The organism is Pseudomonas sp. R25(2017) (genome assembly GCF_002112565.1).
Lineage (GTDB): Bacteria > Pseudomonadota > Gammaproteobacteria > Pseudomonadales > Pseudomonadaceae > Aquipseudomonas > Aquipseudomonas ekonensis.
In genome coordinates, this window is record NZ_NEHZ01000008.1 from 246,350 (window position 1) to 269,910 (window position 23,561).

The window sequence follows — 23,561 nt, forward strand, 5'->3', positions numbered from 1 at the left end:
GCCGTTCAGGCTGTGGGAGCCAGCCTGCTGGCGATGCGGCCGTCCGCAGCGCCTGAAAATCCGACAGGCAAACAAAAAGGCCCGCATCGCTGCGGGCCTTTTCGTTTTTTGCCGGAGGGCAGGGTGGATCAGCCCGCCACCAGCACCCGGATCGCTTCCAGGCGCAGGGCGGCCTTGTCCAGCATCGCCAGGCCTTCCTCGCGCTGCTTGCGCAGGGCGACCAGTTCGCTGTCGCGCACGCTCGGGTTGACCGCCTGCAACGCGGTCAGGCGCGCCAGTTCTTCGTCGGTGTCCGCCGCCAGGCGACGGCGGGCCTCGGCCACGCGCTCGGCGTGGCGCGGGGCGATCTTGTCTTCACCGGCGTTGATCCGTGGCGTCAGCTGGTCGCGCTGGGCCTGGATGAACTTGTTGGCGCTGGCGCGGGGCACGCTTTCCAGCTGGTCGTTGAGGGTGTTGAACGACACCCGCGCCGCCAGGTCGTTGCCGTTGGTGTCCAGCAGGCAGCGCAGGGCGGCCGGCGGCAGGTAACGGCCCAGTTGCAGGGCGCGCGGGGCGACCACTTCGCTGACGTAGAGCAGTTCCAGCAGCACGGTGCCGGGCTTGAGCGCCTTGTTCTTGATCAGCGCCACGGCGGTGTTGCCCATCGAGCCGGACAGCACCAGATCCATGCCGCCCTGCACCATCGGGTGTTCCCAGGTGATGAACTGCATGTCTTCGCGCGACAGCGCCTGGTTGCGGTCGTAGGTGATGGTCACGCCTTCGTCGTCGCCCAGCGGGAAGCTGGCGTCGAGCATCTTCTCGCTCGGCTTGAGGATCAGGGCGTTTTCCGAATGGTCTTCGCTGTCGATGCCGAAGGCGTCGAACAGGGTTTCCATGTAGATCGGCAGGGTGAACTGGTCGTCCTGCTCCAGGATCGCCTCGACCAGCGCCTCGCCTTCGCCGGCGCCGCCGGAGTTGAGCTCCAGCAGACGGTCGCGACCGGTGTGCAGTTCGGCTTCCAGGCGCTGGCGCTCGGTGCGCGCCTCGTCGATCAGGGCTTGCCACTGGCCGTCGTCGGCCTCTTCCAGCAGCGGCAGCAGGCGCGGGCCGAACTGATGCTGCAGGGCGTTGCCGGTCGGGCAGGTGTTGAGGAACGCGTTCAGCGCCTCGTGATACCACTGGAACAGGCGCTCCTGCGGGCTGGTCTCCAGGTACGGCACGTGCAGCTCGATGACGTGCTTCTGGCCGATCCGGTCCAGACGGCCGATGCGCTGTTCCAGCAGGTCCGGGTGCGACGGCAGGTCGAACAGCACCAGGTGGTGGGAGAACTGGAAGTTGCGGCCTTCGCTGCCGATCTCGGAGCAGATCAGCACCTGGGCGCCGAACTCTTCGTCGGCGAAGTAGGCGGCGGCGCGGTCACGCTCCAGGATGCTCATGCCTTCATGGAACACCGTGGCCGGGATGCCGGAACGCACGCGCAGGGCGTCTTCCAGGTCCATCGCGGTTTCGGCGTGGGCGCAGATCACCAGCACCTTGGTGCGCTTGAGCATCTTCAGCTGGTCGATCAGCCACTCGACGCGCGGGTCGAATTTCCACCAGCGTTCCTCTTCGCCGGCGTCCGGCTGGGCCTGGAAGCTGACTTCCGGGTACAGCTCGGCGTGTTCGCCCAACGGCAGTTCGAGGTATTGATCCGGGCACGGCAGCGGGTACGGATGCAGCTTGCGCTCCGGGAACCCTTGCACGGCGGCGCGGGTGTTGCGAAACAGCACGCGGCCGGTGCCGTGGCGGTCGAGCAGCTCGCGCACCAGGCGGGCGCTGGCTTCGCTGTCGCCGTCGTTGACGGCGGCGAGCAGCGCTTCGCCCTCGGCGCCGAGGAAGTCATGGATGGTCTTGTGCGCGGCGGGCGAGAGGCGGCCCTTGTCGAGCAGTTCCTGCACGGCTTCGGCCACCGGGCGATAGTTGTCGCTCTCGGCGCGGAAGGCGGCCAGGTCGTGGAAACGGTTCGGGTCCAGCAGGCGCAGGCGGGCGAAGTGGCTGTCCTGGCCCAGTTGCTCCGGGGTGGCGGTGAGCAGCAGCACGCCGGGAATCACTTCGGCCAATTGCTCGACCAGCGCGTACTCGGGGCTGGCCTTGTCTTCGTGCCAGACCAGGTGGTGCGCTTCGTCGACCACCATCAGGTCCCAGCCGGCGGCGAACAGGGCGTCCTGGGCCTTTTCGTCGTCGACCAGCCATTCCAGCGCAACCAGCGCCAGTTGGGTGTCTTCGAACGGGTTGGCGGCATCGCTCTCGATGAAGCGCTCTTCATCGAACAGCGCGACCTGCAGGTTGAAGCGGCGGCGCATCTCCACCAGCCATTGGTGCTGGAGGTTCTCCGGCACCAGGATCAGCACGCGGTTGGCGCGGCCCGACAGCAACTGACGGTGGATCACCAGGCCGGCTTCGATGGTCTTGCCCAGGCCCACTTCGTCCGCCAGCAGTACCCGCGGCGCGATGCGGTCGGCGACTTCACGGGCGATGTGCAGCTGGTGGGCGATCGGTTGCGCCCGGGAGCCGCCCAGGCCCCAAAGGGTGGACTGCAACTGGCGGCTGGTGTGTTCCAGGGTGTTGTAGCGCAGGGAGAACCACGACAGCGGGTCGATCTGCCCGGCGAACAGGCGGTCGCTGGCCAGACGGAACTGGATGAAGTTCGACAGCTGGGTCTCCGGCAGGGTGACCGCTTCGTTCTGCCCGTTGAGGCCGTGGTAGACGAGCAGGCCGTTGGCGTCCTCGACTTCGCGCACGGTCATCTTCCAGCCTTCGAAGTGGGTGATGGTGTCGCCCGGCGAAAAGCGTACGCGGGTCAGGGGCGCATTCCTTAGCGCGTACTGGCGGGTGTCGCCAGTGGCCGGGTAAAGCACGGTCAACAAGCGGCCGTCCTGTGCCAGAACGGTGCCTAAACCAAGCTCTGCTTCGCTGTCACTGATCCAGCGTTGCCCCGGTTGATACTGCTGCGCCATGCTGCCTGACTCCCACCTTGAAAAAGCGGGCTATCTTAACGGAATGAGGCTCCGAGGCCAAAGGATTAGGAGCCGTGCCCGGCTTTTAGCTGCCAGCGGCAAACTGAGGGAAGCGTAGGTCATGCATCGGATTCGCGGACGCCGGCGGCACTGTTCGATGCCGATCCGGTCACAAGTTTTCGACCGGTGGCTCAAGGCGTGCCGGGTGCCGCCGATAGCCTGCTGACAGGAGACCCTTCATATGCTGCCACCGATGCTCCCCCTGAGCGCCGTGCCGATCACTTCCCAGCAGGATCCGATCCGCCAGCGGCCGGACATCCCTCCGGTGGTGCCGGTGCAGGAAAGCTCCAACGAAAGCACCATCGACCTGCAAAAGCGCGATCCGGAAGAGGACGGCCTGCTGCTGCGCGAGGAGCAGCGCCGCCAGCAGGAGCGCGACCGCCGCCGGCGCGAGGCCGACGAGGATCCTGAGGAGCACTTGGCCGTGCCCGGCACCGAACTCAACGCCGACAACACCGTGCCGGTGGTGCCGCTGATGGAAGACCAGCCGCGCCAGGGGCTGTGGGTCGACATCGAGATCTGACCCGGGCGGTACATCAATTGTCGAGGTTCATGCGCTGCGGGCTCTGGTCAGCGCCGACGCCAGGCCGCATCATGGGCGCAGTCCTGTCGTTGACGCGGCAGTTGCGATCCTTCCACCCATGCACCGAACGCCATGAGCCAAGACGACAAGCTGATCGACCTCAACGCCGAACGCGCCAAGCGGGTTCACGACCTCAACGACAAGCGCCTGAACGAAGTGCGCCAGGCTTTCGAACAGGCGATGCCGTTGGGCAAAGCCAAGAAAAAGCCGAAAAACAAACCGAAAAAGCGCTGATCTCCCCTGCATCCGTTGATGCAGGTCATTTATTCCCCTTCCTTCCCCCCGCGCATCGACCGGCATTGATCCCGGTCAATTTCTCCCCCCGTCCGATTGGTTAACTTAGCTCCATCGCAACAGAGCAGGGGCCAGGAGGCCAGTGTCATGTTTTTCGATAACGTGGTGTTTGCCGGCGTCCTGACCGTTGGCCTCATGGTTGTGTTTTTTGCAGGGTTTGGAATTTTTATCTGGAAGGATGCGAATAAACGCAAAAAACCGTAGGTCCTTTTGGATTCATGAGCACGCAAGGCATTTTGGGCAACTTCGGTTGCCCTTTTTTTTGCCTGCGGTTTTTTAGGGGTTGGTCTTGGCGGCTTTTGGGCCGACCAGGCTACGGTTTGGTTGAGTACATATCCGTTTCTGCGGTAACGGCGGCTTAGGGTTCCGCCCTTACGGCGGGTCACTTTTTTCAGACGCCAAAAAAGTAACCAAAAACGCTGGCCCCGGCGTTCGGCCCCTCGCTGAGGCTCGGGGTTCCTTCGCTCCGGGATTCATCCGGGGGCATCGGCTACGGTTTGCTTCGCTGCACCTCCTTCCGATGTGTTTGGCTGCGCCAAACGGCGCTGCGCGCCCACCCCCGGATGAACCCCTCCGCTCAGCCTTCCGAAGGGGCCGGCAGATCAAGATCAAAAGCTAGGCGAGCTGACACTCGGCCTTTTGAGAAGCACGCGATGGCGGCCTGACAGCCGACCAATCTCTCCCTGACTGCCCCCAATCCAACTGTGGGAGCCAGCCTGCTGGCGATGACGGCATGACAGCTGACCAACCTCTCCCAGACCACCTCAATCCTTGTGGGAGCTGGCTTGCCAGCGATGACGGCCTGACAGCCGACCAATCTCTACCTGACCCCACCCGATCCAACTGTGGGAGCCAGCCTGCTGGCGATGACGCCCTGCCAGCCAACCCCCTCCACCTGACCGCCCCCTCAGGCAACAAAAAAGGCGTGACCCTCTCGGATCACGCCTTCTTCAACACCTGTGACGATCAGCTGCCCAGCGCCTTGGACGCCAGCCAGAACAGTCCGGCCGACAGTGCCACGGTGGCCGGCAGGGTCAGTACCCAGGCCAGCAGGATGGTGCGCACGGTGCCGCTCTGCAGGCCGCTCTTGTTGGCGACCATGGTGCCGGCCACGCCCGAGGACAGCACGTGGGTGGTGGACACCGGCAGGCTGAAGATGTTGGCCATGCCGATCATGCACGCGGCGGTGATCTGGGCGGACATGCCTTGGGCGTAGGTCATGCCTTGCTTGCCGATCTTCTCGCCGATGGTCAGCACCACACGCTTCCAGCCGATCATGGTGCCCAGGCCCAGGGCCAGGGCGACCGCCAGGATCACCCAGAACGGGGCGTACTCGGTGGTGGTGGTCAGGTCTTTGCGCAGTTTGTCCAGGTCGGCCTTTTCACGGGCCGGCAGGCCTGGCAGCTTGGCGACCTTCTTCGCGGTGTCGTCCAGGCAGAGCAGGTAGCGGCGCACTTCGATGCGGCTTTCCGACGACAGCGAATGGTAGTCCGCCACGCCCTTGAGGGTGTCGAGCAGGGCGGAGATGGTCGGTTCGGTCTGCTGCGGGTTGCAGCGGAACTTCTCCGGCAGGTCGCCTTCAACGCTCTTGCCCAGGGCCAGGAACTCGCCCAGGGAATCGGCGTTGCGCTTGTAGAACTGGCTCAGGTGCAGGGTGGCGTCGCGGGTGCGCTCGATCTGGTAGGTGGTGCTGTTCAGGTCGAGCACGAACTGCGCCGGGACGATGCCGATCAGCACCAGCATGATCAGGCCGATGCCTTTCTGGCCGTCGTTGGAGCCGTGCACGAAGCTCACGGCCATGGCCGAGATCACTAGCACCAGGCGGTTCCAGAACGGCGGGTGCTTCTTGTCGTCGATCTTGCGGCGCTGCTCCGGCGTCTTGTGCATCTTCGACAGCGGGCGCCACCATTTCAGGCCGATCAGCACCAGGGCCGCGACCAGGAAACCGGCCATCGGCGAGAACACCAGCGAGGCGGCGATGTCGATCGCCTTCTGCCAGTTCACCCCGTCCGCGAGCGGAATGTCGTTGATCAGGGCATTGGCCAGGCCGACGCCGAGGATCGAACCGATCAGGGTGTGGGAGCTGGAGGCCGGGATACCGAAGTACCAGGTGCCCAGGTTCCAGGCGATGGCGGCCGCGAGCAGCGAGAACACCATGGCCAGGCCGTGGCCGGTGTTGACGTTGATCAGCAGTTCCACCGGCAGCAGGTGGACGATGGCATACGCCACGCCGACCCCGCCCAGCAGCACGCCGAGGAAGTTGAACACCCCCGAGAAGAACACCGCCAGGTGCGGCGGCATCGCTTTGGTGTAGATCACAGTGGCTACCGCGTTGGCGGTGTCATGAAATCCATTGATGAACTCGAAGGCGAGGACAAATGTCAGGGCGAGCAAGAGGCTCACAAGCACCCAGGCATCCAGTCCGCTGAATAAATCGATCATGAAGGTTTTCTGGCCCGGTCATAAGGGGGCGCGATTATGCCAGAAAAGACCGGAAATCGATCCCCTACCTGCTCATCGGTAACATTCTTCAACGAATTAATTTGTATCAGGCGGCAAAGTCCGAGCGTTTTGCAGGGTTTTGCAAGTGCTTGATTTGATTGAATAAATGGCTCATCTGCAAGCGTCATGGCCAAGGCGCGGAGGCCTCGAACGCTTGTGTGAAATATCTCTGAAACGGGTCAGGCCCGTCGTTTCCGCTGTAGGACGGAACGGTTAGGCCGCTGCCCGCGGGTAGCGGGCGCGCAAGGCATCGTCGTGGCACCGCGCTTGTAACCGGTGTCGACGCAAACCCTTGGACAAGTCAATGCCAAAGGCTCATGGCTCTTCGGCTTTGAGTTCCTTTTCCATTTTCTGCAGTTCTTGCTGGAAGACCTGATCCTGAACGGTGGCGCGTTTGCGCCAGGGTTTGCGTTCCGGTTCGGGCTGGGCGGCGTAGGTGGTGACTTCCCCGCCGTAAACTTCCTTGTAACGTTGTTCCTGGCGCTCAAGTTCCGCGCGCAGTTCGTCTTTCGTCACAGTGCTACCTGTTTGAGTTGAGATGAATGTCTGGTGAAACGCACAGCAACGAATCACTCAAGCGAGTCCGCCGAGGGCAACCGGCCTGAACAGGCGACGGTGTTGTCGGCAGAACGCTCGGGACTTCCATGTTGCAGGCGGCTACGGCACCAGATTAAAACTGACGCAGCATCAGTTTCCGGGTTCAGCGAGCGCGCTGGCGGTGTATGGATAACGGGCATCAGGCGCTGGCCGGGGCCGACGGCGATGGACATCGCGTCGGCGGGCGACGCCGTCGGCAACTAAAGGCGCGGCGTCACTGAGTTGCATTATAGCGGCCGATTCGGGATTGACTATCTTCGGCAAGTTAAAAACGGTTGCGCGGGCATGATTGTTTTGTGACTGACATTTTTTATCGGTAGTTGTCGCGGCGATGGCCGGCGGTGTGATTTTGGCGTCATTAAGCCGGACAACTAAGGTTCGCACTCAACGAGTGCTCCAAGTTCAAGGCGACCGTTGCGGCCGATCAGGAGCGCGCAGAGGGCGATTGCGATTATCGGTCGCCGGTTCGATAATCGCCCAATATTGACGACCCCCCGCTTGTGCATCGGCCGGCGGGCCGCTTGTATGGCCGTTGCCCCGCGAAATATTGAGAACCGGACATGAACGATCAAATGCGCAACTCCTTCACCTCGGTGGCACCGCCGATCGTCGCCTCGCCGGCCAAGCGCATCCAGGCCATGACCGGCGATCCGGATTTCATGACCTCGCTGGCCCGGGGCCTGGCGGTGGTGCAGGCGTTCCAGGAGCGCAAGCGCCATCTGACCATCGCCCAGATCAGCCACCGCACGGAAATCCCCCGCGCCGCCGTGCGCCGTTGCCTGCACACGTTGATCAAGCTCGGTTACGCCACCACCGACGGCCGCACCTACTCGCTGCTGCCCAAGGTGTTGACCCTCGGCCACGCCTATCTGTCCTCGACGCCGCTGGCGGTCTCGGCCCAGCCGTACCTCGACCGCATGAGCGAGCAACTGCACGAGGCCTGCAACATGGCCACGCTGGAGGGTGACGACATCCTCTACATCGCCCGGTCGGCCACCACCCAGCGGCTGATTTCGGTGGATCTGTCGGTGGGCGGGCGGCTGCCGGCGTACTGCACCTCCATGGGCCGGATCCTGCTGGCGGCGCTGGACGACACCTCGCTGCGCGAATACCTCGACCACGCGGAGCTGGTGGCCAAGACCAGCCGCACGCTGCACACCCCCGAAACCTTGCTCGAATGCCTGCAGGAAGTGCGGCGCCAGGGCTGGTGCATCGTCGACCAGGAACTGGAGCAGGGCCTGCGTTCGATCGCGGTGCCGGTGTACGACGCCTCGGGCCAGGTGGTGGCCGCGCTCAACGTCAGCACCCACGCGGGGCGCGTCAGCCGCACCGAGCTTGAGCAACGCTTCCTGCCAGGCCTGCTGAGCGCCAGCCGCGACCTCAGTGCGCAATTGTTCGCCTGAGGAAGCTGTTCGATAAACGCACAGAGTTGCGTTTATCGAATTGACGCTCATTCCCCCGGATCATTAATGTCGCGGCAGCGTCATCCGGCACAGGCCTTCTCCGGCCGGCCGTTGACGCCTCTGATAATAATGACAAGAGGCAACCTCCCATGCGCACGTTTCCCGACTGTCGCCGTTCTCGCCCGTGTTGCCGGGCCTGACGCAACGCCCTGACTCCAGCCTTCTATTCTCATGACCGTGCCGCTCTTCGGCCGGCCTCCGTTCGACTGCGTTTTTTGCGTGGAATAAAAACAATGAACCAGCCTCAGTCCGCTGTGGGGCACTGCCTCGACGTGCAGTCCTTCATCAATGCCCAACCGATCTCGCGCTATCAGTGGCGGGTGGTGATCCTGTGTTTCCTGATCGTGTTCCTCGATGGCCTCGATACGGCAGCCATGGGCTTCATCGCCCCGGCCCTGTCCCAGGACTGGGGCATCGACCGCGCCAGCCTGGGTCCGGTGATGAGCGCCGCGCTGATCGGCATGGTGTTCGGCGCCTTGGGTTCGGGCCCTTTGGCCGACCGTTTCGGGCGCAAGGTCGTGCTGGTCGGGGCAGTGGCGCTGTTCGGCGCCTTCAGCCTGGCGTCGGCCTACAGCACCAACGTCGAGCAGTTGCTGGTGCTGCGCTTCCTCACCGGCCTAGGGTTGGGCGCGGGCATGCCGAACGCCACCACGCTGCTGTCCGAATACACCCCGGAGCGTAAGAAGTCGCTGCTGGTGACCAGCATGTTCTGCGGCTTCAACCTCGGCATGGCCGGCGGCGGATTCATTTCGGCCAAGCTGATTCCGGCGTTCGGCTGGCACAGCCTGCTGCTGATCGGCGGGATCCTGCCGCTGATCCTCGCGTTGGTGCTGATGGCCTGGCTGCCGGAGTCGGCGCGGTATCTGGTGGTGCGCAACCGTGGCACCGACAAGGTGCGCAAGGCCCTGGCGCCGATTGACCCCGCCCAGGTCGCCCAGGCGTCGGCCTTCAGCGTGCCGGAGCAGAAGACCGTCAAGGCGCGCAACGTGTTCGCGGTGATCTTCTCCGGCACCTACAGCACCGGCACGCTGCTGCTGTGGCTGACCTATTTCATGGGCCTGGTGATCGTGTACCTGCTGACCAGCTGGCTGCCGACCCTGATGCGCGACAGCGGCGCGAGCATGGAGCAGGCCGCGTTCATCGGCGCGCTGTTCCAGTTCGGCGGCGTGCTGAGCGCGGTGGCCGTCGGCTGGGCGATGGATCGGTTCAATCCGCACAAGGTCATCGGCACGTTCTACCTGCTGGCCGGGGTGTTCGCCTACGCGGTGGGGCAGAGCCTGGGCCATATCACGCTGCTGGCGACCCTGGTGCTGGTGGCCGGCATGTGCGTGAACGGCGCGCAATCGGCGATGCCGTCGCTGGCGGCGCGGTTCTACCCGACCCAGGGGCGGGCGACCGGGGTGTCGTGGATGCTGGGGATCGGCCGGTTCGGCGCGATTCTCGGGGCGTGGATGGGTGCCACCCTGTTGGGGCTGGGCTGGAACTTCGAGCAAGTGCTGACGGCGCTGGTGATTCCGGCGGCGCTGGCCACCACGGCGGTGCTGATCAAGGGCGTGGTCAGTCACGCGGATGCGACTTGAATCAGCACTGAATGATCCGGCTTTCGCGAGCAGGCTCGCTCCTACAGGAAAACGCATTTCTCTGTAGGAGCGAGCCTGCTCGCGATGCTTTTGGCAGTGATCGTTAGCGAGATAACAATCTGTTCGATAAACGAACACTCACTCGATTATCGGATTGTTTGGCGTTTTTCACGGGCTTAATCTTCAGTGACTCCGGCGCCGAACCTCGCGCCTTTTTATCACTGGCGATTCACTACAGAACGGGAGCCAGCTCCATGGCCGAGATCCTTTCGCTGCACGACGCGGTGAAGCAATTCGTCAACGATGGCGACACCGTCGCGCTCGAAGGCTTCACCCACCTGATTCCTACGGCGGCGGGTCATGAAATCATCCGGCAGGGCAAGAAAGACCTGACCCTGGTGCGGATGACGCCTGACCTGATCTACGACCAACTGATCGGTGCCGGTTGCGCCCGCAAGCTGATCTTTTCCTGGGGCGGCAACCCTGGCGTGGGTTCGCTGCACCGTCTGCGCGACGCGGTCGAGAAGCAATGGCCGCACGCGATCGAAATCGAAGAGCACAGCCACGCCGACCTGGCCAACGCCTACGTGGCTGGCGCGTCCGGCCTGCCATTCGCGGTGCTGCGCGCCTACGCCGGTTCCGACCTGCCGAAGGTCAACCCGCTGATCAAGAGCGTGACCTGCCCGTTCACCGGTGAGGTGCTGGCGGCGGTGCCGTCGGTGCGCCCGGACGTGACCGTGATCCACGCGCAGAAGGCCGACAGAAAGGGCAACGTGCTGCTGTGGGGGATCCTCGGGGTGCAGAAGGAAGCGGCGCTGGCGGCCAAACGCTGCATCGTCACCGTCGAGGAAATCGTCGATGACCTCAACGCACCGATGAACGCCTGCGTCCTGCCGACCTGGGCCCTGAGCGCGGTCTGCCATGTGCCGGGCGGCGCGCACCCGTCCTACGCCCACGGCTACACCGAGCGCGACAACCGTTTCTACCAGGCGTGGGATCCCATTGCCCGCGACCGTGGGACGTTTACCGCGTGGATCGACGAATACATCCATGGCTGCGCTGACTTCGGCGCGTTCCAGGCCAAGTTGGCCGCGGCTTCGGAGGCCCAGCAATGACTTACACCACTAACGAAATGATGACCGTGGCCGCGGCCCGTCGCCTGAAGAACGGCTCGGTGTGCTTCGTCGGCATCGGCCTGCCGTCGAAAGCCGCCAACCTGGCGCGCCTGACCTCGTCGCCGGACGTGGTGCTGATCTACGAATCCGGCCCGATCGGCGCCAAGCCGAGCGTGCTGCCGCTGTCCATCGGCGACGGCGAGCTGGCGGAAACCGCCGACACGGTGGTGCCAACCGGCGAGATCTTCCGCTACTGGCTGCAGGGCGGGCGCATCGATGTGGGCTTCCTCGGTGCGGCCCAGGTCGACCGTTTCGGCAACATCAACACCACAGTGGTGGGCGATTACCACCAGCCGAAAGTGCGCTTGCCGGGGGCCGGCGGTGCGCCGGAAATCGCCGGCTCGGCCAAGAGCGTGCTGATCATCCTTAAACAGTCTGCGCGCTCGTTTGTCGACAAGCTCGACTTCATCACCTCGGTCGGCCACGGCGAAGGCGGCGATTCGCGCCAGCGTCTGGGGCTGCCGGGCGCCGGGCCGGTGGGCATCATCACCGACCTGTGCATCATGGAACCGGAGGCCGGCACCCACGAGTTCGTGGTGACCGCGCTGCATCCGGGCGTGACCCGCGAACAGGTGAGCGCCGCCACCGGCTGGCCGATCCGTTTCGCCGAGCAGGTGGCCACCACCGCCGAGCCGACCGCCGTCGAGCTGACCGCCCTGCGCGACCTGGAAGCCCGCACCGCCGCGGCCCACGGCCAAGCCCCGGGAGAAGCCTGATGCGCGACGTCTATATCTGCGATGCGATCCGCACCCCCATCGGCCGGTTCGGCGGCGGCCTGTCCGCCGTGCGCGCCGACGACCTGGCCGCCGTGCCGATCAAGGCCCTGATGGAACGCAACCCGTCGGTGGACTGGACGGCCCTGGACGAGGTGTTCCTCGGCTGCGCCAACCAGGCCGGCGAAGACAACCGCAACGTGGCGCGCATGGCGCTGCTGCTGGCGGGCCTGCCGGACAGCGTGCCGGGGGTGACCCTCAACCGTCTCTGCGCCTCGGGCATGGACGCCATCGGCACCGCGTTCCGCGCCATCGCCAGCGGCGAGATGGAACTGGCCATCGCCGGCGGCGTCGAGTCGATGTCCCGTGCGCCGTTCGTGATGGGCAAGGCCGACGCGGCGTTCTCGCGCAACCTGAAACTGGAGGACACCACCATCGGCTGGCGTTTCATCAACCCGCTGATGAAGGCCCAGTACGGCGTGGACGCGATGCCGCAGACCGCCGACAACGTGGCCGACGACTATAAGGTGTCCCGCGCCGACCAGGACGCCTTCGCCCTGCGCAGCCAGCAGCGCACCGCTGCGGCCCAGGCCGCCGGTTACTTCGCCGAAGAGATCGTCGAAGTGCGGATCGCCCACAAGAAGGGCGAAACCGTGGTCAGCGAGGACGAGCATCCCCGCGCCGACACCACCCTTGAGGCCCTGGCCAAACTGAAACCGGTCAACGGCCCGGACAAGACCGTCACCGCCGGCAACGCCTCGGGTGTCAACGACGGTGCGGCGGCCCTGATCCTGGCCTCGGCCGAGGCGGTGAAGAAACACGGCCTGACCGCCCGCGCCAAGGTGCTGGGCATGGCCAGCGCCGGGGTGGCGCCGCGGGTGATGGGCATCGGCCCGGTGCCGGCGGTGCGCAAGCTCACCGAACGCCTGGGGCTGGCGGTCAGCGATTTCGATGTGATCGAACTCAACGAAGCGTTCGCCAGCCAGGGCCTGGCGGTGCTGCGCGAACTGGGGCTGGCGGACGATGCGCCGCAGGTCAACCCGAACGGCGGCGCGATCGCCCTCGGCCATCCGCTGGGCATGAGCGGCGCCCGGCTGGTGCTGACGGCGCTGCATCAGCTGGAGAAGGGCGGCGGCCGCAAAGGTCTGGCGACCATGTGCGTCGGCGTCGGCCAGGGTCTGGCCCTGGCCATCGAACGCGTCTGACCCTGCGCCCTGACGAACAAGAACCGAGGAAAGCGAAATGACTGACAAGCCTGGCTACCGCCGTCCGCAGGAAGGCACCCAGCCGCCGTACCTGCACCCGACCTATCAATCCACCAACCTGCGTGCGCCGTCCAAACCGTTGGTGTTCCTGCCGCATTCGCTGTCGGAGATCACCGGCCCGACCATCGGTGCCGAGCGGGTCGGCGACAACGATCACGACCTGACCGCGCAGCACGCCGGCGAGCCATTGGGCGAGCGGATCATCATTCACGGCCGTGTGCTGGACGAAGACGGCCTGCCGGTGCCGGGCATCCTGGTGGAAATCTGGCAGGCCAACGCCGCCGGCCGCTACAACCATGCCCGCGACCTGCACGACGCGCCGTTGGACCCGAACTTCACCGGCACCGGCCGCACCGTGACCGACGCCGACGGCCGCTACGAATTCCAGACCATCAAGCCCGGCGCCTACCCGTGGGGCAACCACCACAACGCCTGGCGCCCGGCGCACGTGCATTTCTCGCTGTTCGGGCCGAGCATCCTCACGCGCCTGGTCACCCAGATGTATTTCCCCGGCGACCCGCTGCTGGCCTACGACCCGATCTACAACTGCGTGCCGGACGCGAGCGCCAAGGAACGCCTGATCGCCGCTTTCGATCTGGAAAAAACCATTCCGTCCTACGCCCTCGCTTACCGCTGGGACATCGTGCTGCGCGGCCGCGAAGCCACGCCGATGGAGAAATGAGATGACCCTGACCGCGACCACGTCCCACACTGTCGGGCCGTACTACCACATCGGCCTGACCTGGCTGAACCGTGAGCAACTCGCCGACGAACTCGCCCTGGGCGAGCGCGTGGCGATCACCGGGCAAGTCGTCGACGGCAACGGCGACACCGTCAATGACGCCATGCTCGAAGTCTGGCAGGCCAACGCCGCCGGCAAGTACGCCCACCCGGAGGACGAGCAGGACAAACCGCTGGATCCGCACTTCGAAGGTTTCGGCCGGGTGCCGGTGGACGCCGAGGGGCGCTTTCGCTTCACCACCATCAAGCCGGGCACCGTGCCGGGCCTTAAGGGCACGACCCAGGCGCCGCATCTGGTGGTGCTGGTGTTCGCCCGTGGCCTGGTCAAGCACCTGCTGACCCGGATCTACTTCGAGGGCGATCCGGCGAACGTGAACGATCCGCTGCTCGAATGCGTGCCGGCCGAACGCCGCGCGACGCTGTTGGCCAGGCCGGACGCGAGCGGCGTTCACCAGTGGAACGTGGTCCTGCAGGGCACCGAGGCCGAGACGGTGTTCTTCGACTACTGAATCCGCCGCAGCTTCTGTAGGAGCCAGCCTGTTGGCGATGGGGGTGTGTCATTCAACGGTTTGGGGCCTGATTCACCGCAATCGCCAGCAGGCTGGCTCCCACATGGGTAAGGCATGACTGATCCGTCACCGAGATTTCCCATCAGGAAACCCGGTGACGGATGTAGGTGTGGAACGGGGCTGTTACGAAGTGTGTCTAGACTTTCACCTGTCCCCTCAGAGTAAACAACAATGACAACATTGACCTCCCCTTACACGGGCGAAGAGCGCAGCAAGCGTATCTTCGCCATTGTCGGCGCATCGTCCGGCAACCTCGTCGAATGGTTCGACTTCTATGTCTACGCGTTCTGCGCGATCTATTTCGCCCCGGCGTTCTTCCCCTCCGACAACCCGACGGTGCAACTGGTCAACACGGCCGGCGTGTTCGCCGCCGGCTTCCTGATGCGGCCCATCGGCGGCTGGATCTTCGGCCGCGTGGCGGACAAGCACGGGCGCAAGAACTCGATGATGATCTCGGTGCTGATGATGTGCTTCGGCTCGCTGCTCATCGCCTGCCTGCCCACCTACAACAGCATCGGCGTCTGGGCGCCGGTGCTGCTGCTGTTCGCCCGCCTGCTGCAAGGCCTGTCGGTGGGCGGCGAGTACGGCACCACCGCCACCTACATGAGCGAAGTGGCGCTCAAGGGCCAGCGCGGGTTCTTCGCCTCGTTCCAGTACGTGACCCTGATCGGCGGGCAACTGCTGGCGGTGCTGCTGGTGGTGATCCTGCAGCAGTTCCTCAGCGAAGATGAATTGCGCGCCTACGGCTGGCGGATCCCGTTCGTGGTCGGCGCGGCGGCGGCGCTGATCTCGCTGTTCCTGCGCCGTTCTCTGAAGGAGACCACCAGCAAGGAGGGCCGCGAAAACAAAGACGCCGGCAGCATTCGCGCGTTGTTTCGCGACCACAAGGCCGCGTTCATCACCGTGCTCGGCTACACCGCCGGCGGCTCGCTGATCTTCTACACCTTCACCACGTACATGCAGAAGTACCTGGTGAACACCGCCGGCATGCACGCCAAGACCGCCAGTTACATCATGACCGGCGCGCTCTTCCTATATATGTGCATGCAGCCGCTGTTCGGCATGCTGGCGGACAGGATCGGCCGACGCAATTCGATGCTCTGGTTCGGCGCCCTCGGCACGCTGTTCACGGTGCCGATCCTGTTGAGCCTCAAAAGCGTCAGCAGCCCGTTCCTGGCCTTCGTGCTGATCACCGTGGCGCTGGCCATCGTCAGTTTCTACACCTCGATCAGCGGCCTGGTGAAGGCCGAAATGTTCCCGCCGGAGGTCCGCGCCCTCGGCGTCGGCCTGGCGTATGCGGTGGCCAATGCGATCTTCGGCGGTTCGGCCGAATACGTGGCCCTGAGCCTGAAGTCGGCGGGCTTGGAAAACTCGTTCTACTGGTACGTCACGGTGATGATGGCGGTGGCGTTCCTGTTCAGCCTGCGCCTGCCGAAACAGGCGGCATACCTGCACCACGATCTCTGAAACCCTGTGCGCGGGCCCCTGTGGCCCGCGCCGGCAAGGACTGTTTATGACGCAACGACCGGGCAATCAATTGTTCGATGCCTACTTCACCGCCCGCGACATGCGCGAGGTGTTCTGCGACCGGGGCCGGGTGCAGGCGATGCTCGACGTCGAAGCCGCGTTGGCCAGGGCCCAGGCCCGGGTGGGGGTGATTCCGGCCAGCGCGGTGCCGGCCATCGAAGCCGCGTGCCGTGCGGACCTGTACGACTTTGCGGCGTTGGGCGAGGCGATCGCCAGCGCCGGCAACTCGGCGATTCCGCTGGTCAAGGCGCTGGGCAAGCGGATCGCCGCGACGGACGCCGAGGCCGAGCGCCACGTGCACTTGGGTGCCACCAGCCAGGACGTGATGGACTCGGGGCTGGTGCTGCAACTGCGCCAGGCCCTGGCGTTGATCGAAGGCGACCTGGCGCAACTGGCCGATGCGTTGGCCACGCAAGCGCAGCGCCACGCCGCGACGCCGCTGGCCGGGCGCACCTGGCTGCAGCACGCCACGCCGGTCACGCTGGGCATGAAGATCGCCGGATGCCTCGGCGCCGTGACCCGCAGCCGTCAGCGCCTGCGTGAGCTGAAGCCGCGCCTGTTGGCGCTGCAGTTCGGCGGCGCCTCCGGCACCCTCGCGGCGCTGGGCGAGCAGGCGCTGCCGGTCGCCCGGGCGCTGGCCGAAGAACTGCAACTGGCGTTGCCCGAACAGCCCTGGCACACCCAGCGCGACCGCATCGTCGAGTTCGGCGCCGTGCTCGGGCTGATCGCCGGCAGCCTCGGCAAGCTCGGCCGCGACATCAGCCTGCTGATGCAGACCGAGGCCGCCGAAGTGTTCGAGCCGTCGGCGCCGGGCAAGGGCGGTTCCTCGACCATGCCGCATAAGCGCAACCCGGTGGGGGCGGCGGTGCTGATCGGCGCCGCGACGCGGGTGCCGGGGCTGGTCTCGACGCTGTTCAGCGCCATGCCCCAGGAGCACGAGCGCAGCCTGGGGCTGTGGCACGCCGAATGGGAAACCCTGCCGGAAATCTGCTGCCTGGTGTCCGGCGCGCTGCAACAGGCGCGGCTGCTGACGGACGGCATGGAGGTCGATGCCGAGCGCATGGGCCGCAATCTTGAGTTGACCCAAGGACTGGTGCTCGCCGAAGCGGTGAGCATCGTCCTGTCGCAGCGGGTCGGGCGCGACGCCGCCCATCATCTGCTGGAACAGTGCTGCAAACGGGCGGTGGCCGAGCGGCGCCACCTGCGCGCCGTGCTCGGCGACGAGCCCGAAATCACCGCCCGGTTGAGCGGCGCTGAACTGGATCACCTGTTGGACCCCGCCCATTACCTCGGCCAGGCGAGTGCCTGGGTCGAGCGGGCGGTGGCCGAACATCACGCGTTGTCTGTCTGAAGGAGAGGGCTGTGGCTTTCGTACCACTCGCCGATGGCGAACTGCATTACCAGATTGAAGGCCCGGTCGATGCGCCGGTGCTGGTGCTGTCCAACTCGCTGGGCACCGACCTGCACATGTGGGACGTGCAGATGCCGGCGTTCACCGGGCATTTTCGCGTGCTGCGCTTCGACACCCGCGGCCACGGCCGCTCGCTGGTGACCCCGGGCCCGTACAGCATCGAACAGTTGGGCCGCGACGTGCTGGCGCTGCTCGATGCGTTGAACATCGAGCGCGCGCATTTCTGCGGGCTGTCGATGGGCGGGCTGATCGGCCAGTGGCTGGGGATCAACGCCGGCCAGCGGCTGAACAAGCTGATCGTCTGCAACACGGCGGCGAAGATCGGCGATCCGTCGGTGTGGGATCCGCGCATCGACACCGTGCTGCGCGACGGCCCGGCGGCGATGGTCGCCCTGCGCGATGCGTCCATCGCCCGTTGGTTCACCCCGGACTTTTCGGCGGCCAACCCGGCGGCCGCGAAGCAGATCACCGACATGCTCGCGGCCACATCGCCCCAGGGCTACGCGGCCAACTGCGCGGCGGTGCGCGATGCCGATTTCCGTGACCGGCTGGGCGAGATCAAGGTGCCGCTGCTGGTGATCGCCGGCAGCGACGACGCGGTGACGCCGCCGTCCGGCGGGCTTTACATCCAGGCGCGTGTGCAGGGCGCCGAGTACGCCGAGTTCCATGCCGCGCATCTTTCCAACGTCCAGGCCGGCCACGCGTTCAGCGACCGGGTGCTGGCATTCCTGAAGGCCGATTGAGGAAGACACCGTGGACGAGAAGCAACGTTACGACGACGGCATGCAGGTGCGCCGCGCGGTGCTGGGCGATGCCCACGTCGACCGCAGCCTGAACGCCCTGACCGAGTTCAACGCCGAGTTCCAGGAGATGATCACCCGTCATGCCTGGGGCGACATCTGGACCCGCCCGGGCCTGCCGCGCCACACCCGCAGCCTGATCACCATCGCCATGCTGATCGGCATGAACCGCGAAGGCGAACTCAAGCTGCACCTGCGCGCCGCCGCCAATAACGGCGTGAGCCGGGGCGAGATCAAGGAAGTGATCATGCAGAGCGCGATCTACTGCGGGATCCCGGCGGCCAACGCGACGTTCCACCTGGCCGAGTCGGTGTGGGATGAACTGGGGGTCGAATCCCGCGGTTGAGCGGCGTCTGGACTGACGCCATCGCCAGCAGGCTGGCTCCCACGGGGATCTCGGGTGGATGCGGGGATTGTGGACACAGCCTTCGGCAGAGTGAGCTCAAACCCTGGCGACCATGAACACCCGCTTGAACGGAAACAGCGTCAGCCCGTCGTCCTCCGGGGGGTAGTGCGCATGCAGCCTGAGCAGGTAGTGGTAGATGAACCGCGCCTGCTCCCCGGCGTCCAGCCCTTGCAGCACCGGCCGCAGCGCCGAGACCTTGACCCAGTCGTAGACCGGCGACTGGCCTTGCACCGCCTGCAGTTGCTCGGTTTCCCAGATGTCCAGCGAGCGGGTCAGCGGCGCCAGCAGGCGGTAGTAGCCCTCCAGCGACAGCAGCGGCCGCGCCGCCATGCGCTGGCGCAACTGCGCCGAGCCCAAGGGTTTGCCGCCGGGGCCGGCATCGTCGAGGGTGTCGAGCATCAGCCGGTACCACAGCGCGTCGCGCCAGTTCGGCAAGTGTGCCGCCAGGCAGCCGCCGGGGTTGAGATGGCCCAGCAGATGCGGCAGCAACTGTTCGTGGTCGTCGAGAAAGTGCAGCACCGCCGCCGCGAACAACAGATCCGCCGGCCGGTCGGGTCGCCAGTGCAGCAGGTCGCACTGCTGCCAGTGCGCCGTGATCGGCAGGCGCCGCGCCTCCTCAAGCATCTGCGCGGAGCTGTCGATGCCGCACAGGTACGCACGGGGCCAGCGCCTGGCGAGCAATCGGGTGGCGATGCCGGTGCCGCAGCCCAGGTCGTAGAGGCACTGGGGCTTTTTCAGCGTGATGCGGCTGAGCAGTTCGTTGACCGGTCTTTGCCGGTGCAGCGCAAACCGCTGGTAAGCCTTGGCGTCCCAGTCGGGTGTCGCGTCGAGTCGGGCGACCATGAGGGTGTCCTCCGGTGATCGGTGGTGTCTTCCGATGACAGCCTGGCTCGAACTTCAACAGATAACGGAAGCGGAAAAGGGGAGTCACCTGAGTCTGTCAGGTGCACTCACTTTACTGGATTGCGCACGCCGCACAGGGCTTTCTGACGGAAGGGAAAGCGGGGCGGGCCCGCTCCCGCAAGGGGTCACAGCAGGCTGATCGGGTAACTGACGATCAGGCGGTTCTCGTCGAACGCGTTGTTGCTGTAGTCCCGGCGCATGGTCGAGTTGCGCCAGCGCACGCTCAGGTCCTTGAGCGTGCCGCTCTGCACGGTGTAGCCCAGCTCCGACTCGCGGCCCCATTCCTTGCCGTCGGAGGTGGTGGCGGTGTGCACGTTGTCGCCTTTGATGTAGCGGTTCATCAGGGTCAGGCCGGGGACGCCGAGGGCGGCGAAGTTGTAGTCGTGGCGCACCTGCCAGGAACGTTCCTGGGCGTTGTCGTAGCTTGAGTTGTAGCTGTCGTTGGCCAGGGTGCCGCCGCTGGTGCCGTTGACCCGCATCCAGGCGCTGTCGCCGGTGAGCTTCTGCAGGCCGACGTAGAAGGTGCTGGCGCCGTACCTCGCCGAGAACAGGCCCGACCAGGTCTTGTTGTCGAGGTCGCCGGCCCGGGCGCTGCCGTCGTCCTTGCCGTAGAAGAAGCCGAGGTTGGCCCCCAGCGTCCAGTCGCCCAACGGCTGGCTGTGGGTCAGGTTGACGTACTGCTGGCGGTAGATGTCCTTGAGCTGGGCGTTCCACACGCCGATCTGGGTGCGCTTGCCGTTGAACGCGTATTCGCCGCCCTGGAAGTTGAAGCGGTCGGAGGTGAACGCCGGTTTGCCGGTCATCGACAGGTCGCCCATGCTGCTGTCGTCGCGGGGGCTGTTGGCGCGGAACTGACCGCCGTAGAGGGTCAGGCCGTCGATTTCCTTGGAGGTGAGTTGCCCGCCACGGAAGGTCTGCGGCAGCGAGCGGCCGTCGTCCGAGCGCAGGATCGGCAGCACCGGCATCCATTCGCCGACCTTGATCTCGGTCTGCGACAACCGGGCCTTGAACGCGACGTTGGTGCGGCCGAAGGTGTCCGCCGGGCGGCCGTCATGGTCCAGCGGCAGCAGTTGCGTGCCGCCGGTGCCCTTGCCGCCGTCGAGCTTCACCGAGTACAGCCCCAGCACGTCGAGGCCGAAGCCGACGGTGCCCTGGGTGAAGCCGGACTTGGCGTCGAGGATGAAGTTCTGCGTCCATTCCTCGGCCTTGCCCTGGGCCTTGGTCGGGTCGGTGAAGTTGCGGTTGATGTAGAAGTTGCGCAGGTTCAGGCCGGCCTTGGCGCCTTCGATGAAACCCGGCTCTTCGGCGGCGGCGGGCAGGGCCGTGCCGGCCAGGGTCAAGGCGATCAGGCCGGGAAGGGCGAAAGGGGCAGGGGAACGGGTCATGGGCTCGGGTCTCTCTGATTGTTTTGTTGGGGATGAGGCAGGGCGCCGCCGCAACCTTGGGTTGCAGACAAAAAAAGCGGTCGTCATGGCGGAGGGGCGGATCAGCCCGAGCGGGGAGGGCGCGTGGTCATGGGGATGAACCTGTTTTTATTGGTTTTGTCGGTGCGGGCAATGGTGAAGGGGATCGGCGCGGGGATTCAATCGGGGTGAACCGGGTTGTGGGCGATTATCGAACGCAAATCGGCGGTGGTTGCCTCTGCCCCACGCGCGCCATTCCCAATCAAATCCCGTGCTTATGTTGCTTGTTTGCTGATTGTTTTTTTGCCGCTGAATTAATGGCGGAGTTTGAACTGTTTATTTCTTTGGTAGTAGGAAAGTTCTTACAGTAAATATGGCAATTAAAGGTGTCTGGATAATCGCCGGATAAACTTAATATTTGGTGTTGTCGCTTATCGTGAAAAGATTTAATGATATCCGTGCTTGTAACTGGCAAAGGAAAGCGGCGTTGCTATATTCAGAATTCCCGGAGGGGACAGGGAGTTTAATGTTTCGCCCGGGATGTTTCTTTATTGATGACAAGGAGAGAAAGCATGTCTGCAAAAGTGAATCAGGAACGTCTCGCGACAGTGGTGGGTCGTGCCCTTATTGATAAGGAGTTTGCGGAACAGTTGCATAAGGACGCCGAAGGCGCCGCCAAGAGGATCGGCGTGCACTTGAGTGCCACCGAACTCACGGCGGTGAAAAACATCGACTCCGCCAAACTGGTCAGCGCAGGGGCGGGCATTCGCGACAAGCTGGGCACTGCCGCGATCTTTGACCAGCAACAGCAGGTCCAGGCGCGGATGGACTGACGCCCGGGGGCCGTTTGGCGCGCTCCGGAGCGGCGATCCGGTTCCGAAGCACGCCAAACGGCCTGATCGAAAGCGCTTGGACAAGGAGTGAGCCGCTCATGCCTGTCACCTTGGTTCCCATGGACGATGCGGATTTTACGGTGTTCACCGAACGGGCGGTGGAGGAGTACGCCCAGGGCATGGCCGCTTCGGGAGAGTGGAGCGAGCAAGAGGCGCCGCAGCGCTCCAGCGCGGCGTTCACGCAGCTGCTTGAACACGGGCGGCAGACCGCCGGCCACCGGCTCTGGGTGATCAAGGACGGGGAACGGCGCATCGGCGAACTGTGGATCGCCCAGCGGCATGTCGGTACCCGGTCGATCGCCTTCATCCTGGATGTCTACATCGAGCCCGGCGAGCGCCGCCAAGGCTATGCCCGGCAATCGATGCTGGCCGCCGAGGACTGGGCGCGCCAGCACGGGTGCGAAGAAATGCGCCTGCACGTGTTCGGCCGCAACGCGCCGGCCCGTCGCCTTTATGAACAATTGGGGTATGACATCGCCAGCCTGAGCATGGCGAAGCCATTGCCGCCTGCCTGAAAAGGATGGTTGAACATGGATATTGCACACCACGGCCAACTTGATGCGGCTGTCGATGAACTGTTCAAGGGCACTACCTTTCTTCCGGATACCGATATGTCCCGGTTTGAAACATTGCTCGAATATGTCAGCCGGAACCGCTTCACGACGTTCACTGTTTTATATGCTGAGCTATACAAGTTGTTTGCCGAGGTGGCGCGCTTGTCGGACTTCTTTGATCAGGCGGTCGAACTTATCGTCCTGCCGAAACGTGAACAGTATCCGATCGTCAATGATCCGGTATTTCAGATCTGGGTCGGCCAGGCTTTCCGTGACACCAACCATATCCTGACCGGGAAGGTCGAAGGCACGGCGGAACTTGAAAAGACCGTGTCCGGGTTCGCCGACATGTTGAGCCGGGTCAAGGCCCGGCAGGCCTCTGGCGTTTTTCCGGAGGATCCGCCGGTGTACCGGTTCGATGCCGACCCGTTGCTCATGCAGGCCACGCCGCCCAGCTACGAGTTCCCGGAAGACGATGCGGCCCGCAAGCGTCTGGAGCGCGGCGTGTTTTCCAGCCGGTTCTTTGCCGACGTGGTGAAGATCGCCCTGCTGCGGATCGAACACACCTGGCCGGACTGCCGGGAACAGATCAGGCACCTGATCAAATCCATCTGCTTCCTGCCCGACGGCACTTTCCGCAGTTGCTCGGCCTCGCGCTACACCGGGGTGGTCCTGCTGGCGAGCCGGGACGAGTCGATCCTCGACCTGGAAGAATCGCTGGTGCACGAGGCCACCCATCAGTTGCTCTACCACGTCGTCGAAGTGGCCCCGGTGGTCGAGCCGCAGACTTCGCAGGAGGCCACGTTCAGCCTGCCGTGGTCGGGGCAGAAGCGTGACCTGTATGGCTACTTCCATGCGTTCTACGTGTACATCGCGCTGGTCAAGTACATGGAGCGGGTGCGTTCGCGCTCCGCCGAGGAACTCAAACGGGCGCAGAACCGCATGCTGTTCATCGTGCGCGGGCTGATCCGGGCCTTGCCGGACCTGGAAGGCAGCCCCGACTTCACCCGCCACGGGCGCCAGTTGCTGGACAACCTGGCGGCGGAGGTGCGGGCCATGGAAAGCCGCCACGCCGGCCTGCTCGCCATCACCGCCCCGTTGTCCGCCGCACTGCCGGTGCTGGGCGCCACCGCTTGACGCCAGGGAG

At 64.9% G+C, this 23,561-nt stretch carries 22 protein-coding genes; 17 read left to right on the forward strand and 5 right to left on the reverse strand.

Features of this window, described 5'->3' with window-relative positions; translation table 11 throughout:
• Positions 1-128 precede the first annotated feature (128 nt).
• Positions 129-2,975, reverse strand: a complete 2,847-nt coding sequence (rapA, locus tag CAG31_RS13140) for an RNA polymerase-associated protein RapA (protein ID WP_085581672.1) — start codon at positions 2,973-2,975, stop codon at positions 129-131.
• Between the two features lie 241 nt (positions 2,976-3,216).
• Here rapA and CAG31_RS13145 point away from each other — a divergent pair, with 241 nt between their 5' ends.
• The 3 genes from CAG31_RS13145 (at position 3,217) to ccoM (ending at position 4,116) form a co-directional block, all read left to right on the forward strand.
• On the forward strand, positions 3,217-3,558 hold the full coding sequence (locus CAG31_RS13145; protein WP_085581675.1) for an aspartate-semialdehyde dehydrogenase: 342 nt from the start codon (positions 3,217-3,219) through the stop codon (positions 3,556-3,558).
• Between the two features lie 132 nt (positions 3,559-3,690).
• Positions 3,691-3,852 carry a hypothetical protein gene (locus CAG31_RS28430; RefSeq protein WP_008016476.1) on the forward strand — a complete coding sequence of 54 codons (162 nt, stop codon included), beginning with the start codon at positions 3,691-3,693 and terminating at the stop codon, positions 3,850-3,852.
• Between the two features lie 147 nt (positions 3,853-3,999).
• Positions 4,000-4,116: a cytochrome c oxidase subunit CcoM gene (gene ccoM / locus CAG31_RS28850; RefSeq protein WP_302471303.1), complete on the forward strand. Its 117-nt coding sequence runs from the start codon at positions 4,000-4,002 to the stop codon at positions 4,114-4,116.
• 762 nt (positions 4,117-4,878) lie between these two features.
• Here the strand turns inward: ccoM and CAG31_RS13150 are convergent.
• Both CAG31_RS13150 and CAG31_RS13155 read right to left on the reverse strand, forming a co-directional pair.
• Positions 4,879-6,354: an inorganic phosphate transporter gene (locus tag CAG31_RS13150; RefSeq protein ID WP_085581677.1), complete on the reverse strand. Its 1,476-nt coding sequence runs from the start codon at positions 6,352-6,354 to the stop codon at positions 4,879-4,881.
• Between the two features lie 375 nt (positions 6,355-6,729).
• Complete coding sequence (locus CAG31_RS13155; RefSeq protein ID WP_007986337.1) at positions 6,730-6,930, reverse strand: hypothetical protein; 201 nt, start codon at positions 6,928-6,930, stop codon at positions 6,730-6,732.
• Positions 6,931-7,571: 641 nt separating this feature from the next.
• Here CAG31_RS13155 and pcaR point away from each other — a divergent pair.
• From pcaR to pcaC, 11 genes are all read left to right on the forward strand, one after another.
• Positions 7,572-8,414, forward strand: coding sequence for a pca regulon transcriptional regulator PcaR (pcaR, locus tag CAG31_RS13160; protein WP_085581679.1), 843 nt, complete (start codon positions 7,572-7,574; stop codon positions 8,412-8,414).
• 293 nt (positions 8,415-8,707) lie between these two features.
• Positions 8,708-10,054, forward strand: a complete 1,347-nt coding sequence (locus tag CAG31_RS13165; RefSeq protein WP_085581681.1) for an MFS transporter — start codon at positions 8,708-8,710, stop codon at positions 10,052-10,054.
• 254 nt (positions 10,055-10,308) lie between these two features.
• The gene (locus CAG31_RS13170; protein ID WP_085581683.1) at positions 10,309-11,169 is read left to right on the forward strand and encodes a CoA transferase subunit A; all 861 of its coding nucleotides are present in this window, start codon (positions 10,309-10,311) and stop codon (positions 11,167-11,169) included.
• The gene (locus CAG31_RS13175) at positions 11,166-11,945 is read left to right on the forward strand and encodes a CoA-transferase subunit beta (protein ID WP_085581685.1); all 780 of its coding nucleotides are present in this window, start codon (positions 11,166-11,168) and stop codon (positions 11,943-11,945) included. Before CAG31_RS13170 ends, CAG31_RS13175 begins: the two co-directional genes overlap by 4 nt.
• On the forward strand, positions 11,942-13,147 hold the full coding sequence (gene pcaF, locus CAG31_RS13180; protein ID WP_170930273.1) for a 3-oxoadipyl-CoA thiolase: 1,206 nt from the start codon (positions 11,942-11,944) through the stop codon (positions 13,145-13,147). The genes CAG31_RS13175 and pcaF overlap by 4 nt, the downstream gene beginning before the upstream one ends.
• Positions 13,148-13,184: 37 nt before the next feature.
• Positions 13,185-13,889, forward strand: coding sequence for a protocatechuate 3,4-dioxygenase subunit beta (gene pcaH / locus CAG31_RS13185; protein ID WP_085581690.1), 705 nt, complete (start codon positions 13,185-13,187; stop codon positions 13,887-13,889).
• Between the two features lies 1 nt (position 13,890).
• Positions 13,891-14,457 carry a protocatechuate 3,4-dioxygenase subunit alpha gene (gene pcaG / locus CAG31_RS13190; protein ID WP_085581692.1) on the forward strand — a complete coding sequence of 189 codons (567 nt, stop codon included), beginning with the start codon at positions 13,891-13,893 and terminating at the stop codon, positions 14,455-14,457.
• A 231-nt stretch (positions 14,458-14,688) separates the two neighbouring features.
• Entirely contained in the window at positions 14,689-15,984 is a 1,296-nt protein-coding gene (locus CAG31_RS13195) for an MFS family transporter (protein ID WP_085581694.1), read from the forward strand.
• 46 nt (positions 15,985-16,030) lie between these two features.
• Positions 16,031-17,395, forward strand: coding sequence for a 3-carboxy-cis,cis-muconate cycloisomerase (locus CAG31_RS13200; RefSeq protein ID WP_085581696.1), 1,365 nt, complete (start codon positions 16,031-16,033; stop codon positions 17,393-17,395).
• An 11-nt stretch (positions 17,396-17,406) separates the two neighbouring features.
• Positions 17,407-18,198, forward strand: a complete 792-nt coding sequence (gene pcaD / locus CAG31_RS13205) for a 3-oxoadipate enol-lactonase (protein ID WP_085581698.1) — start codon at positions 17,407-17,409, stop codon at positions 18,196-18,198.
• Between the two features lie 10 nt (positions 18,199-18,208).
• Positions 18,209-18,601, forward strand: a complete 393-nt coding sequence (gene pcaC / locus CAG31_RS13210; protein ID WP_085581700.1) for a 4-carboxymuconolactone decarboxylase — start codon at positions 18,209-18,211, stop codon at positions 18,599-18,601.
• A 96-nt stretch (positions 18,602-18,697) separates the two neighbouring features.
• Here pcaC and CAG31_RS13215 read toward each other — a convergent pair whose 3' ends face one another.
• Together CAG31_RS13215 and CAG31_RS13220 are read right to left on the reverse strand one after the other, a co-directional pair.
• On the reverse strand, positions 18,698-19,504 hold the full coding sequence (locus CAG31_RS13215) for a methyltransferase domain-containing protein (protein WP_085581703.1): 807 nt from the start codon (positions 19,502-19,504) through the stop codon (positions 18,698-18,700).
• 185 nt (positions 19,505-19,689) lie between these two features.
• On the reverse strand, positions 19,690-20,949 hold the full coding sequence (locus tag CAG31_RS13220) for an OprD family porin (protein WP_085581705.1): 1,260 nt from the start codon (positions 20,947-20,949) through the stop codon (positions 19,690-19,692).
• Positions 20,950-21,539: 590 nt separating this feature from the next.
• Here CAG31_RS13220 and CAG31_RS13225 point away from each other — a divergent pair.
• The 3 genes from CAG31_RS13225 (at position 21,540) to CAG31_RS13235 (ending at position 23,551) form a co-directional block, all read left to right on the forward strand.
• Positions 21,540-21,800: an Os1348 family RiPP precursor gene (locus tag CAG31_RS13225; protein WP_085581707.1), complete on the forward strand. Its 261-nt coding sequence runs from the start codon at positions 21,540-21,542 to the stop codon at positions 21,798-21,800.
• A gap of 98 nt (positions 21,801-21,898) precedes the next feature.
• On the forward strand, positions 21,899-22,375 hold the full coding sequence (locus CAG31_RS13230; protein WP_085581709.1) for a GNAT family N-acetyltransferase: 477 nt from the start codon (positions 21,899-21,901) through the stop codon (positions 22,373-22,375).
• Positions 22,376-22,567: 192 nt separating this feature from the next.
• Positions 22,568-23,551, forward strand: coding sequence for an HEXXH motif-containing putative peptide modification protein (locus tag CAG31_RS13235; protein ID WP_256575483.1), 984 nt, complete (start codon positions 22,568-22,570; stop codon positions 23,549-23,551).
• Positions 23,552-23,561: the final 10 nt, after the last annotated feature.